General features: G+C 48.3%; 12 protein-coding genes. 11 read left to right on the forward strand and 1 reads right to left on the reverse strand.

All coding sequences use genetic code 11. The annotated features are described in order from the left end of the window. Window positions 1–4: 4 nt before the first annotated feature. On the reverse strand, window positions 5–631 hold the full coding sequence (gene upp / locus B9A32_RS15685; RefSeq protein WP_084070632.1) for a uracil phosphoribosyltransferase: 627 nt from the start codon (window positions 629–631) through the stop codon (window positions 5–7). Between the two features lie 279 nt (window positions 632–910). Here upp and priA point away from each other — a divergent pair, with 279 nt between their 5' ends. The 11 genes from priA to B9A32_RS15745 all read left to right on the forward strand — a co-directional run bounded on the left by priA (window position 911) and on the right by B9A32_RS15745 (window position 14,381). Further along, window positions 911–3,349 carry a replication restart helicase PriA gene (gene priA, locus B9A32_RS15690; protein ID WP_084070635.1) on the forward strand — a complete coding sequence of 813 codons (2,439 nt, stop codon included), beginning with the start codon at window positions 911–913 and terminating at the stop codon, window positions 3,347–3,349. Between the two features lie 8 nt (window positions 3,350–3,357). Next, window positions 3,358–3,981 carry an anthranilate synthase component II gene (locus tag B9A32_RS15695; protein ID WP_084070638.1) on the forward strand — a complete coding sequence of 208 codons (624 nt, stop codon included), beginning with the start codon at window positions 3,358–3,360 and terminating at the stop codon, window positions 3,979–3,981. Between the two features lie 223 nt (window positions 3,982–4,204). Continuing rightward, a complete protein-coding gene (locus tag B9A32_RS15700; RefSeq protein ID WP_084070641.1) occupies window positions 4,205–4,609 on the forward strand; it encodes an ATP-binding protein in 405 nt (134 codons plus the stop codon). 190 nt (window positions 4,610–4,799) lie between these two features. Continuing rightward, on the forward strand, window positions 4,800–5,132 hold the full coding sequence (locus tag B9A32_RS15705; RefSeq protein ID WP_084070644.1) for an STAS domain-containing protein: 333 nt from the start codon (window positions 4,800–4,802) through the stop codon (window positions 5,130–5,132). A 21-nt stretch (window positions 5,133–5,153) separates the two neighbouring features. Further along, window positions 5,154–5,942 (forward strand): sugar transferase, encoded by a 789-nt coding sequence (locus B9A32_RS15710; protein WP_212637971.1) that lies wholly within the window; start codon window positions 5,154–5,156, stop codon window positions 5,940–5,942. A gap of 185 nt (window positions 5,943–6,127) precedes the next feature. After that, window positions 6,128–7,627 carry a sugar transferase gene (locus tag B9A32_RS15720; RefSeq protein WP_084070649.1) on the forward strand — a complete coding sequence of 500 codons (1,500 nt, stop codon included), beginning with the start codon at window positions 6,128–6,130 and terminating at the stop codon, window positions 7,625–7,627. Window positions 7,628–7,629: 2 nt separating this feature from the next. After that, entirely contained in the window at window positions 7,630–8,652 is a 1,023-nt protein-coding gene (locus B9A32_RS15725) for a glycosyltransferase family 2 protein (RefSeq protein WP_084070652.1), read from the forward strand. 209 nt (window positions 8,653–8,861) lie between these two features. Further along, window positions 8,862–10,076 (forward strand): glycosyltransferase family 4 protein, encoded by a 1,215-nt coding sequence (locus B9A32_RS15730; RefSeq protein ID WP_084070655.1) that lies wholly within the window; start codon window positions 8,862–8,864, stop codon window positions 10,074–10,076. Next, entirely contained in the window at window positions 10,073–11,275 is a 1,203-nt protein-coding gene (locus tag B9A32_RS15735; protein WP_084070658.1) for a glycosyltransferase family 2 protein, read from the forward strand. Before B9A32_RS15730 ends, B9A32_RS15735 begins: the two co-directional genes overlap by 4 nt. Before the next feature lie 119 nt (window positions 11,276–11,394). Beyond that, the gene (locus B9A32_RS15740) at window positions 11,395–12,591 is read left to right on the forward strand and encodes an SLBB domain-containing protein (protein WP_212637972.1); all 1,197 of its coding nucleotides are present in this window, start codon (window positions 11,395–11,397) and stop codon (window positions 12,589–12,591) included. A 2-nt stretch (window positions 12,592–12,593) separates the two neighbouring features. Next, complete coding sequence (locus tag B9A32_RS15745) at window positions 12,594–14,381, forward strand: lipopolysaccharide biosynthesis protein (protein ID WP_084070664.1); 1,788 nt, start codon at window positions 12,594–12,596, stop codon at window positions 14,379–14,381. Window positions 14,382–14,390 lie beyond the last annotated feature (9 nt).

The following is a 14,390-nucleotide window of genomic DNA, read 5'->3' on the forward strand; positions in this document are numbered from 1 at the left end:
CCTCCTATTTTGTTCCAAAAATTTTATCACCGGCATCACCAAGACCCGGCAGAATATACCCCACCTCGTTGAGACGCTCATCAATGGCGGCCACATAAATGTCCACATCCGGATGTTTCTCTTCCACCTTGGCAATCCCTTCGGGGGCTGCCACCAGAAAAAGCCCCATGATTTTGGTACAGCCTGATTCCTTTAAGAGATCAATGGTGGCAATGAGGGTCCCGCCGGTGGCCAGCATGGGGTCCAGGATCAAAGCCGTTCTTTTTTCCATGGCGCTGGCTGTTTTCACATAGTATTGAACCGGTTGCAGGGTCTCTTCATTTCTGTAAAATCCCACCACACTGACCTTGGCAGAAGGAATCAGATCAATCACTCCGTCCATCATGCCAAGACCGGCCCGGAGAATGGGAACAATGGTGATTTTTTTGCCTTTTATCCTTTCCACGTCAACATCCCCGGCCCATCCCTGGATGGTCTGGGTTTCGGTTTCAAGATTTTTGGTGGCTTCGTAGGTAAGAAGGCGGGCCACCTCCGATGATAAATCTCTGAAATCCTTTGTGGAAACGTCTTTTTCCCGCATCAGACCCAACTTGTGTTTGATCAGGGGGTGGTTTGCAACATGCACTGCCATGGAGATCCTCCTTGTGCTTATTTTATAAGTTAATTATAATGAATGTTTGACAAGCTTCATTTACCGGACATGGATTTGGGCAACATCCCCACGCGTGGGGTGTCTAAAATGTGAGCGCCTGTTGCCCTGCATTAATGATAAATTCACCAAGGATGTCGAATTTTTTAAACAATTGACAAATCTTTTAAAGATAGAAAAAAACCACTGCTACAGTCAAGGAAAATGATCAAAAAACAGCCATGTATTGAATTTTTTCCTGTTTTGTGGTGAAACAGGCCCATGAACACGTTCCCCTACATTGATGTGGCAGTGGCCCTGCCTGTTACCAACACCTATGTGTATAAAGTGCCGGATCATTTCAGACACATTGCACTTCCGGGCATGCGTGCCCTGGTACCCTTTGGCCGCCGCAGGCTCACCGGATACATCCTTGGATTTCAAAAAGACAGTGGCGGATACCAGGCAAAGTCAATCCTGGATCTGCCGGATGATATTCCCCTTTTTCCACCATCCATGATTCCTCTTTTTCAATGGATCTCCCGGTATTACATCCATCCCCTGGGAGAAGTCATTAAAACAGCTCTTCCCGTGGGACTGAACCGATATGATGTATCCACCCTCACCCTCACCCCGGAGGGAAAAGATGCCCTTGCAACCAACGCCCTTACCCCCCGGGAACGCGAAATTCTCCACACCTTGAAAAAAAAAGGACCTCTGCCGATTAAGGGATTTACCTCGGCAAAGAACAGCAGCGGCATCCATGCCCTGATCAAAAAGATGGCCACTCAAAAGCTGATCCAGGTCGCTACCAAATTAAAAAAAGACCAGATCCACATGAAAAAAGAGGCCTTTTATCGCCATGAGCAGTTAGCACCTGCCACGGTGAAACTCTCTGCCAAACGCAGGCTTCTACTGGATCTTGTGGCCCGGAACAAAGAAATTGCCCTGTCAGAATTAAAAAAAGAGATCCCCACGGCGCCAAAACTTGCAAAAATTCTGGAAAACCAGGGCTATATCCAGCGGTTTGAAAAACAGGTATTTCGGGATCCGTTGGGAGAACCGGTGATCCCGGACATTCCCCCAGCTCTCACCCGGGAACAAAAGGAGGTGGTGGACCAGGTCCGAAACAAAATGGACCAAGGATTTCACAGTTATCTTCTGTCCGGGGTCACAGGCAGCGGCAAAACCGAAGTGTACATGCGCCTTGTCTCCCTGGCAGAAAAAAAAGGAAAGGGTGCCATTGTGCTGGTGCCGGAAATTTCCCTGATCACCCAGACCGAACGACGTTTCCGGGCACGATTCGGCAACCGCATTGCCGTGCTGCACAGCAAACTCACCAAAGGAGAACTCCTGGACCAGTGGCACCGGATACTCAAAGGGGATGTTTCCATTGTCATAGGTGCCCGCTCCGCCATATTTGCCCCCCTTGAGTCCGTTGGTATCATCATTGTGGACGAAGAGCACGACGCATCTTATAAACAGGAATCCGGACTTCGGTACAATGCCAGGGACCTTGCCGTTGTCCGTGCCAAGTTTTGTGATATTCCAGTGGTGCTGGGTTCTGCAACCCCCTCCATGCAATCCTATTATAATGCCTGCCAGGGAAAATTTACGGAACTGAAACTCCAAAAAAGGGTCAACCGACGTCCCCTGCCGGAAATTCACATGGTGGATCTGAGAAAATATAAAGACTTCAGGGGCACGGAAAAAATCATCACCCCGGAACTTTCCCGGGAAATTCATGGATGCCTCACACGGGGGGAGCAGACTTTGATTTTTCTCAACCGACGGGGCTTTGCCACCTTTCCTGTATGTGAGTCCTGTGGAGAAACCATCAAATGCCGGTTTTGTGATGTCACCATGACCCTGCACAAAGATACCGATGAATTTCGATGCCATCTGTGTGGATTTGCCACCGGCATGTATCAAAAATGCACCCACTGCGGTGCCTCCCGGGTGAAACCACTGGGGTTTGGCACGGAAAAAATCGAAGCCATGCTCAAAACAATGTTCCCCGAGGCCCGGGTGGCCCGTCTGGACCAGGACACAGGCAGTAAAAAAGGGGCCACCATCCGCATCCTGAAACAGGTACAGAACCGCACCGTTGATATCATTGTGGGCACCCAGATGCTGGCCAAGGGCCATGACTTTCCCGCCATCACCCTGGTGGGCATCATCTGTGCGGACATGTCTTTGAATTTTCCTGATTTTCGCTCCGGGGAAAGGACCTTTCAGCTGCTGGCCCAGGTGGCCGGGCGGGCGGGTAGAGGGGATCTGCCTGGCAAGGTGATCATGCAGACCTACACTCCGGATCACTTCAGCATTGAAGCTTCAAAAAATCAAGATTTCATGGAATTTTACACCCGGGAATTCCCCTTTCGCCAGGCCCTTTCCTATCCGCCGGTGTCCAGGATCATTCAATTTAAAATATCCGGTATAAACAAAGAAAAAGTAGAGAAACATGCGCTGATGGTGGGGCAGTTATGCCAACGCCTGATACAGGAAAAGATGCCCTCTTCCCATGCCGTTGAGATGCTGGGCCCCATTGAGGCCGGTATTCCTAAGATTGCCCTGAGGTACCGATGGCAACTCCTGATCAAAAGCCCTTCAGCAACGGCCTTGAACCGGCTTGTCACCCGGATGACCTCAGATAAAAAAGCCTTTGCATCAAAAGAGGTAAAGGTTTCCATTGATGTAGACCCTTATTTCATGTTGTAGGAGAAAGAATGTCCTCCAGTCCATCCCAGCCCCATAATACAACGCCCAAATTGCTCGTGATTGACAATTATGACTCATTCACATACAATCTGGTGCAGATGTTCACCCGTTTCCACCTGGACATTATCGTGAAGCGATCGGATAAAATAACCATCCCCCAGGCAACGGCCCTGTCGCCGGACTATATTCTCATCAGTCCAGGGCCCAAAGACCCTGCCCACGCCGGGGTTTCCATGGAGATAATCCGAACCTTTCATAAAATATGTCCCATCCTGGGTGTATGCCTTGGAATGCAATGTTTAAATGAAGTTTTCGGCGGTACCACCCAAAGGGCACCACTGCCTGTGCACGGCAAAACCGACAGGATTATGCACAACAACACAGACATATTTAAAGGTATGCCCTCACCCCTTGCGGTGGCCCGGTATCACTCCCTGATCATTGCTCCGGCAAACCCGGATGTGATCACCACGGCCTGGAACCATGAAAAAATTATCATGGGAATTACCCTTAAGGGGTACCCTGTGTTCGGAGTTCAGTTTCATCCAGAAAGTTTTCTAACGGAAAAAGGTGAAATCATGATAAATAATTTCCTGAAAACCGGTGTTCCGGTGCACCACAGACAACCTTGACAAAGTCAACATCCGGGAGAAGCCATAATTCATCAGCGAACACCCAAAACAAAGTGTGGTGGTAACCTTGAAAAAAGCAATGTTTTTGACTGACAAAAGAGTTTTACTTGAAATTTAACACATTTTATCTGATAAAAGGGTGAAGTGTATGCAGCGTTCCAAGTTTTTTTCCATCAGGCTTAATAATGCTTAACCGCACGCAGACGATCTGAAGGGGAATATCATGAAAATATCAAGCAACATTGAAAACCTCCAACAGGTCCGGGACTATATCAGAAAATTTTGTTCAGCCCTGGCCTCCCCCCTGCCGGATGAAAAACTGGACATGCTTGAACTTGCCGCCAATGAGGTGGCGGCAAACATCATCCGTCACGGCTATGATGACAAAAAACCGGGTACATTTGAAATCATAATCCTCCGGGAATCCAACGGTATTTTAATACAGTTCCTGGATCAGGGCCATCCATTTAACCGGGAGGATGCCACTTTATTCAACCCGGAAACAGATAATATCATAGATAAAACCGGCGGTTTTGGTCTCTTTATCATTGAAAAAATCATGGACAGAGTAACCTATGACCAGGATGATCTTGGAAATAATAGAACGCGACTATTTCTGAAAATATAACTGCCACCACTATAAAAAACAGGCTTACTCATAACCTCGGCCATTTTATGATAAAATTTCAGTGGCAAAATTAATACCTTTAATTACAATACCTTGCGGTCAGCAAAATTTTATCTTCACTTATAGTGGCCCAACTTATGATCACCCAAAAAACTTTAAAACCATCTATTATAAAAAAAGGCAACTGTATATGAAAATTGAAAAAAGCAATGACAACGATGTGGTAATCATTAGAATTGAAAGTAAAATGTTAGATGTCCCCAAGATCTCTGAATTTAAAGACTCTGTCCTGCCTCTGATAAAAAAACAAAAAAAAGTTCTCTTTGATCTTGAAGGTCTTTTTTTTGTGGACAGCTCGGGGTGTGGTGCCATTTTGTCTTGTATCCGTCAGGTGAACGCCGATGACGGAGAAATAAAAATATGCAACATCAATAAGCGGGTCAGAACCCTTTTTGAACTCATCCGAATGCATAAAATCGTTGAAATGTATAACACCCGGCAGGAGGCCATGGAAAACTTTTAAAAAAAATTGCTTCTCGCTCCCATGGGATTTCACTTTGACTCCCTGATTTTTAATAAGGCCCTTAAAAAAGGGTTGGAAAAAGGGCTTATGAAAACTTATACCCGCAAAGCACTTCTTGATGAACTGACACGACGATATGACCGTTCCGGTTCCAGGGGATCGTTCAATTATCTAAGAAAAAAATATGCATGGCTGGTGGTGACCCGGGCCACAAATATGGTAAAACGCACCATGGACATTGTGGTGGCAATGACTTTCCTTGTGGGCCTCTCCCCTTTGCTTCTTCTGGTGGCTCTTATCATCAAAGCCATTGACAGGGGACCTGTGATCTACACCCAGCAACGGGTGGGAAAATGGGGTCGAGAATTCTCCTTTCCCAAATTCAGATCCATGGTGGTCAATGCCGATGAGATTCGCCAGACCATACTGAACCAGAGCCACCACACCGACAGTGTCACCTTTAAGATGGCAAAGGACCCCAGAATCACCTGGATCGGCAAAATCATCCGTAAATTGAGTATTGATGAACTGCCCCAGCTGTGGAATGTTCTCAAAGGGGATATGTCCCTGGTGGGGCCTCGTCCTCCCCTGCCCGAAGAAGTGGCAAGATACACCCTCAAGGATCGAAGGCGGCTGGATGTCACTCCGGGGCTTACCTGTACCTGGCAGGTGTCCGGCCGCTCTGACATCCCCTTTGACGAACAGGTGAAACTGGATGTGGCCTACATTGAAAGCAAAAGCTTTATGACAGATCTTCGTATTCTGTTTAAAACCATTCCAGCGGTACTCTCGGGGAAAGGGGCCTATTGATATACGGCATCTTTCATACAACTTCAAAAGTCGTTTACACTTTTAGATCAAGTTTTCCCGGTAAGTGGGTATATCTCTTTGAAAAGTATAAACTGGAAAATGAAGCATGTCTGATATACAAGGGGAAAATGCCTTTTCACCTCAACGTTCCAACGCCATTGGCCTTGCAAAAGGAAGAATGATCCATGAGAGCCATCATTGATGCAAGTATGTCTTTTACCACCCATGAACTTCTGGGAAGCCGCATCCCCAGCACCCTGGCACTTTTGCTGGACCGACCTTTTCTACAACATGTCATTGAAGTGTGCGTCAACGGCGGCATTGAAAAATTTGACATTCTGCTTTCCTCCCACCCGGAAAAAATAGAGGCTGCCCTGGGAGACGGCAGGCGGTGGGGGGTTGAAATTTCTTACCATCTCCTGAAGGATCCGTCACAGTTTGTTCGAATCTTTGAAACCCTTAAAGCAGACCGTTTTTTTCTGTTTGCCCGGGGGGACCGCCTTCCGGCCTTGAATATTAATCCTCTCACCGCACTTGATCCCCAACCTGAACTGTCTGCCATCTGCACCCAAAGCAACCCGTCTGAGCCCTCCTGGTCAGGATGGGCAATCCTCCCGGCCCATTTATCCCCGGCCCTTTCCCTGGATCTTGGGTATGACGGCTTTTTTACATGGCTCCGGGAAAACAATGCCCACATCATCCCGACACCGGAGGTGATTGCCTGTGATTCCTGCGCGGCCCTTTTGAAAGCCAATGAAGCAGCACTTTCCCATGAAACCTTTAACTTTCTCATGCGAACGGCAACAGAGGTGGAGCAAGGCCTCTGGATCTCCCGGGACGTGGCCCTGCACCCCGATGCAAAACTCATTGCCCCTGTGTACCTGGATGAGCAAATCCGCATTGAAGACGGTGTCACCCTGGGTCCCCATGTAATCATGGGCAAAGGAACCATGGTGGCCAAGGATTCCACCCTGGAAAATGCCGTTGTTTTTCCCAACACCTATGTGGGGGAAGGACTGGAAATCGCCAGTTCTGTGCTGGATAGAAATTGCCTTGTGAACACGGAATTTGACTCTGAGACCTTTATCTCAGAACAGTTCATCCTGGGTGACATGGAGGAAAAAAATATAAAAAAATGGCTGGCAGCCCAGGTATCCCGGCTCACTGCCATGGGATTAATCTTCATATTTTTCCCCCTCATTGCAGTGACTGTCCCGGTGCTTAAGTTATTTAGAAAAGGAGAGCTCTTTCACAAAATACGGGCCATCCGACTGCCCACGGCCGCAGACCCCTTTGCCTGGAACAGTGTGGAACTTTCTTTTTTTCAATGGCCCCGGAACAATCCCCACCCGGGCATGGCATTCTGGTGGAAAGATTTTCTATTGCGCTTTCTTCCAGGTCTTTTCAATGTCATCAAGGGCAAAATGGCCATCACCGGGGTATCCCCAAGAACCCGGGAAGAACTTGAAGCCCTGGATCGGGACTGGCGGGAAATCTACATCCAGGGGCAATTAGGTCTTATCAGTGAAGCCATGATTAACTTTGGCGCTGATCCCAACCCCGATGAGCTCTACTCTGCCGAGGCCATCTATATTTCTTCCCCTTCTGTTATTCGTGATATCAAGCTGGTGCTGAAATACTTCACCCGCCTGTTTCTTCCACCCAAAAGCGTTCAGGAAAGATAATTATGGACATTGATTGCGTGATTATCGGTATCAACACAGAAAAAACCATTGAACAATGCATTGAACACCTCCTGGCCAGTCATTACAGCCGGGGGAAAATTCACATTTATTATGTGGATGGCGGCTCCACCGACAACAGCATCAGCAGCGCCCGAAGCTTTGACGGCGTCACGGTGATTGCCCTTGACCCCCAATTTCCCACACCGGGTCTGGGTCGAAACCACGGCTGGAAGGCAGGTGGCTCACCACTGGTTCAATTTCTCGATTCCGATGCCATGGTGGAGCCCCAATGGATTGATATTGCCGTGGATGCCCTGCTGGAAAACAACAGCATCGGGGCCGTCCGGGGAAACCGATATGAGCTGCATCCAGAAGCCTCGGTGTTTAACTGGATTGGAAATCTGGAGTGGAACGGCAAGCCCGGCCCCTGTGACGCCTTTGGCGGCGATGTGATGATCCGACGCCCCATTCTTGAAGACACCGGCGGCTATGATGAGATACTGGTGGCCGGGGAAGACCCTGAACTTAGCCAGCGCATCCGGCAAAAAGACTGGCAAATCCTTCAGCTGGATGTCCCCATGTGCGGACACGATCTTGCAATGATGCGCCTTGGCCAATATTGGAAAAGGGGGCACCGCACAGGCTACGGTTATGCCGCGGTCACCACCCGGTGGGGGCTTTCTGTCAGCGGTTTCTGGATACATGAACTGTTCCGCATTTCAGCCCGGGGGGGCGGATTTATTGGATTTACCCTGGCAGGGCTGGGCCTGTCCACGGTACATCCCTTGTTTCTGCTGCTTTTTTTTCCCGGTCTTGTGCTTTTATTTTACCCGTTTTTGTTCAGAACTCAGTGGTTTGTGGAACATAAAAAACTCAACCGGGACATGGCCATGATATATGCCCTTCACTGTTCCCTGGTGGTGATACCCCAGTTTTTCGGGGTTAAACGTTTTGTCTGGGGAAAATTGCTCAACCGTCCCCTGAGAAACAAAGCCGCAACCTTGAAAACCGGTATTTCAAAATAAGACTGCCCGTGAAAGCAGCCTCCAAGTTTACCTCAGCAGAGCCCCCCGATGGGCAATAGGAACCAGACAATTGAGCCGTCTACGGTTCTGGACCGGGCCAGCACAATGCTTTTGTAACATTAGGCGTGGTGAATCAAAATACGGGGCTACCCGTGGCAGTAATATGACAACAAAAATCGAAATAAAATAATTTTTCATAAAGGGGGAAAATGAACACACCGTTAAAAATTGCCTACCTGGCCAGTGAATACCCCGGAATATCCCACACCTTTATTTTCCGGGAAATTGCCGTTCTCCGGGAACTGGGAATCAATGTGATCACCGCTTCCATCCGAAGACCTGCCAACCTGGATAAGATGACAGCTGCAGAAAAAACAGATGCAGACAACACCCTTTACATAAAAACCGCCAATATAAAACGCATTGTAACATCCCATTTTTCCTTGATGACCCGATCACCTGCCCGGTATTTTTCCATGCTCAAACAGGCCATTGTTCTGTCACGCCGGGGCCCCAGAAATATATTAAAGGGCATTGCCTATTTTGTGGAGGCCGGCATACTGGTAAAATGGATGCAGGATAACAATACCCCCCATGTCCATGTGCACTTTGCCAACCCGGCTGCCACCGTGGCCATGATCGGTGCGGTCTACGGCACCACCACCTTCAGTATCAGTGTCCACGGCCCTGATATTTTCTACAATGTGGACACAGGCCTTCTGGCGGAAAAAATCATCCGGGCCGGGGCAGTGCGCTGTATCAGTCACTATTGCCGAAGCCAGCTCATGCGATTGATCCCCCACCGCCTGTGGTCCAAGCTTGACATTGTCCGGTGCGGCATTGACAAAGAAAAATTTTCCCCCCGCCCCGATCCTGCTAACAGTGTCCCTGAAATTCTCTGTGTGGGACGGCTGGTCCCGGCCAAAGGACAGCATATCCTTCTGGATGCCTGCGGCATTTTAAAGAAAAGGAGCATTGATTTTACCCTCACCTATGTGGGAGACGGCGAGGATCGGGCCTCCCTGGAAGCCCTTTCCCACACCCTGGGCATTGCCCCACAGGTGACCTTCACCGGTGCCATTGGCCAGGATGAAGTGCCCGGATACTATGACCGGGCCGACATATTTGCCATTGCAAGCTTTGCCGAAGGCGTGCCGGTGGTGCTCATGGAAGCCATGGCCAAGGAGATTCCCGCCATATCCACAAGAATCACCGGTATTCCGGAACTCATTGACAACGGTACCAACGGCCTTTTAACCGCACCGTCTGACACAACAGACCTGGCAGATAAACTGCAACAACTCATAGAAAATCCAGAATTGAGAAACACCCTTGGTAAACAGGGACGACAACAGGTACTGGACAAATATGACCTCAACGAAAACTGTAAAGTCATGGCTGACTTTTTCAAAGGATTTCTATGATACTCATTGATTTGATTTTTTACCCCATGGCAGCCTATATTCTCTTAACCACAGGCTATCTGTTCTTTTTAACAATGGCTGCCTGGTTCTTCAAAAAAAAGACCGTCCCCGATGGAAAAATTTCCAGCGTCACTGTGGTGATCCCGGCCCACAATGAAGCCCTGGGTATCACCCAGACCATTGAAAGCATCAAAGCAGCAGATTTTCCCCATGACCAATGCCGCATTGTGGTCATTGCCGATAACTGCAACGATGACACAGCCGGTGTGGCAAGAAATGCCGGGGCTGTGGTCATGGAAAGAACCGACACCCAAAACAGGGGAAAAGGTCAGGCTTTGGACTGGTTTTTCAAAAATCATAAAAACCGGTATGATACCATGGACAGTGTTGCCATCATTGATGCCGACACCTTGATTCATCCGCAGTTTTTCACGGAAATCTGCAATTCACTGTCCCATCCGGAAGTGCAGGTGGTCCAGGGTTTTTACGGGGTTTCCAACCCCAGGGTGAACTGGCGCACAGCCCTTTCCTCTGCGGCCCTTTGCGTGTTTCATCACATTCGGCCCGCCGGTAGAAACAAGATAAATGCCACCGCCGGCCTCAAGGGAAACGGCATGGCCTTTAAAACCGACATTATACAAAAATTTGGCTGGCCTGCATTTTCCATTGTGGAGGACATTGAATTTTCCATACATCTGCTCCTGGAAAATATCCTGGTACATTATAATCCCGATGCCATTGTTCTTGGAGAGATGGCATCAAAATCTGACCAGGCAAAAACCCAGCGAAAGCGCTGGGAAGGGGGCAGGATACAATTGCTGAAACAATACACCGGGTCGCTTGTTCTGACCTTTATGGGAAAACGCAATTTCATGTTCATTGATGCCTTTATGGAACTGTTTACTCCGCCCCTGTCGCTGGTGGTGGCAGGGCAGGTGTTTTTGTTTGCCATATCTTTTATTTTTTATCCCCATGCACTTATTTTGTGGGGCCTTTGTCTGTATGCAACGGTTCTGTATGTTTTTTCCGGTTTAATTTTAAAAAAAGCCCCTTTTTATGTATGGCAATCTCTTTTTTGTGCACCCTTCTTTATTTTATGGAAAATTCCTGTATATTTTAAACTTGCAGGAAAAAAAGGCATTCCAGAATGGGAAAGAACAAAAAGAGCCGCAGAAATAAATGAGGACACCGATAAATAGTGATCATTGGTCATCACCAGAAAAAATCATATACACCACGGAAAGATTTCAAAAAATCGTGCCCCGTCCCGGTGCGTTCAGGCCCATGTCTGCTTGAAGCTGAAATAAAAAAACGGAATATGCTGGAGGGCAAAACAACCCATTGCCAATGCAAAAAGGGCTTGGATTTTATTTTTTTACTGGTGATTTTATGCTGCTTTTTCACAGCCTGTGCTGATATTGAGCCAAAAGTTCAGGCGCCCCTGCCCCCTGACCCCGTTTTTGAGGTGGATGACATCCAGGCCAGCACAAAATTTGCCACCCCGGAAGAGGTAAAACAGTTTTCCCACCAGGCCACCCACCGGGCAGGCAATGCCATTGTCATACCGGGTCTGCCCCATGGAAGCCTTGGGGCCGCTCCTTTGCTGCACATATCCACCATCAAAAAAAACCAGTATGTCATAGGCCCCGGGGATGTGTTAAGCCTGTCCGTGTGGGGACGTCCAGATGCTTCCTCCCCCAGAATGATTGTGGGACCGGACGGTGTGATCACCGTGCCCAGAATCGGGTTTATCCAGACCAAAGGGCGCACCCGGGAAAGCGTTGCCCAGGAAATCAGGGGCAAACTTACGGTGTATTACAGCAAACCGGAAATCAGTTTTTCCATTGATGAATACCACAACAACAAAGCCTTTGTACTGGGCCGGGTGGAAAATCCCGGTGTGGTCACCTTCCCCGGAGAAGGCACCCTTCTTGAGGCCCTGTCCATTGCCGGTGGATACTCCACCGAGGCCGAAGACACCTACCTGACCAAATGCTCCATCATCCGGGGCAATCACACCATCATCTGGATTGATCTTAATGAATTGCTCCAGAACGGGAACATGGCCCTGAATGCCCGCATCATGAACAATGATGTGATTTTCATCCCCGAAAGCCAGTCAGAACTGGTATATGTCATGGGTGAGGTGCTCAACCCCGGCGCCTACAACATGACCGGACGGCTCACCCTGCTGGACAGTCTTATGATGGCAGGGGGGCCCACAGAGGATGCTAAAAAATCAAAGTTGTATCTCATTCGTAAAACAGCCGACAATACCGGAGAGGTCAGGGAAATAGATCTTCAGCACATCCTTACAAATGCCGATTTCAGCCAAAACTATATTATGAAGGACAATGATATCCTCTATGTATCGGAAAAAAGCATCAGCCGCTTTAATTATGCCCTGAGAAAAATATTCCCCTCCCTGGAAATCATTGAGCTTGGCACCAATGTCATGGAAAATTTTGGAGCCATGCAAAAAGTTCGTGACAAAATATGGGGAAAGGATGAATAAAAATGGATGAAAATCAACAAAAAAATCTATCAAAGGTGGGGAAAAAAGCAGGTAAAAATGCCATGGCAGGCATGGCGGCCACCGCCATTTATTTTTTAAGCCGCATTGCCCTGACCCCCATTATTTTAAGCTATATTTCCCTCACCGAATTTGGCCTGTGGTCCATCTGTTTTGTGATTCTGTCCTACGCAGCCGTGGGGGCCGTGGGCATCAACACCGCCTACGTCAAATTCACAGCCCAATACCATGCAGAAAAAAATCTGGAAAAAATGAACAGCCTGTTTTCCACAGGCCTGTTATTCATGCTTTTGTTTGCTCTGATTTTTTATACCGCCATCTATCTTCTTCACCCGTGGTTGCTGGGCCTTTTCCATGTCAAAGCCCAATCCATGTCCATTGCAGGGTTCATGGTCATGGGTACCACCCTTGTATTCTGCATTGACTTTACCATGGGAGGTTTTCGATCCGTCCTGGACGGCCTCCAGGAAATTGCCTTTACAAAAAGTGTTAATGTGGGGGCCTCGGTGTTTGAGGTGATCCTCATTGTGATATTCCTTCCTCTGGGCATGGGAGTCAAGGGACTTTTATATGCCTATGGTATTAAAACCGTTGCAGAAATGCTAATCTGCACCGTATTTGTATTTAAAAAACTGCCGGGCTTTTCCATTGGCATCTCCTTTATCAGCGCCGCTGCGTTTAAAGAGCTTTTTGTCTATGTTGGCAAGGTTCAGGTGCTGGGGGCCATTTCCATCTTTAATGCATCCCTGGCCCGCTTTGTCATTGCCTCTTTCATGGGGCTTGCCGGTACCGGACTTTTTGAAATCGGCCGAAAATTTCCCTTCACCGGCAGAAACATCTCCCGGGCCGCTTTTACCCCTTTTTTCCCAGCGGCCTCCTATCTTGGGGGACGATGGCAACGGGGGGATCTGGCACCTGTGGGGCTACGGATTAAAAAATATCTCTTTTTATTCCTGGCCTCTTTATTAATCGGCATGGTGCCGGTGATTTTCATCTATATTTTCAATCCCGGGGCACACACCTTACCCACGGCGTTATTATGCGCCTTTATCGGACTGATCATTGCCACGGTGACACCGTTTTTAAAATGGCTTTATGGCACATTTAAAGAGGAAGACAAACTTCTTGAAACGGAACTCCAGAGCTTTTACCTCAAAGGGCTGCGACTGCTTGCCATACTGAATGCCACCGTATTTGGTTTTTTAATGGCCGTGGCCACCCCCTTGATCACCTGCTGGGTGGGCAATGAATATATCGGTGCCGCAGGGGTCATGGTGATCATCAGCCTGTCCAACATGATTCATCTTTGCACAGGACCCGCCACCTTGGTGTTTAAGGGGATCAATCGATCCGGACGGGAATTTGAATATCTTATTATTCAGCTCATCACGGCCCTGTTATGGATTCCCACCGGGACCCGCTTCATGGGTATTCTGGGAGCATCACTGGGGGTTTTGGCCAGCTCCTGCCTGGGCAGTATCTTTTTGTTCTTAAGGACCAACCAGGCATTTGGCATCACTTTAAAACAATTTGTAAAAACCGTGCTCACCCCCACACTGGGTCCTTTACTGGTGACCATGACGGTGTACGTTATCACCCTTATCCTGCCCATGCACACAAGAATAATAGCCGGGGTGGAAGTCATTTTTCTGGGAATTTTCCATCTGGCCCTGACCTTTACTCTTTTATGGAAATTTTTTCTCACCGCAGATGAAACCACCCCTCTGATGAATATAATAAAACATCGGCTTCCCGGAAAAAACAGAGGATAAAAAAACCGC

This window comes from Desulfocicer vacuolatum DSM 3385 (assembly GCF_900176365.1).
GTDB lineage: Bacteria > Desulfobacterota > Desulfobacteria > Desulfobacterales > Desulfobacteraceae > Desulfocicer > Desulfocicer vacuolatum.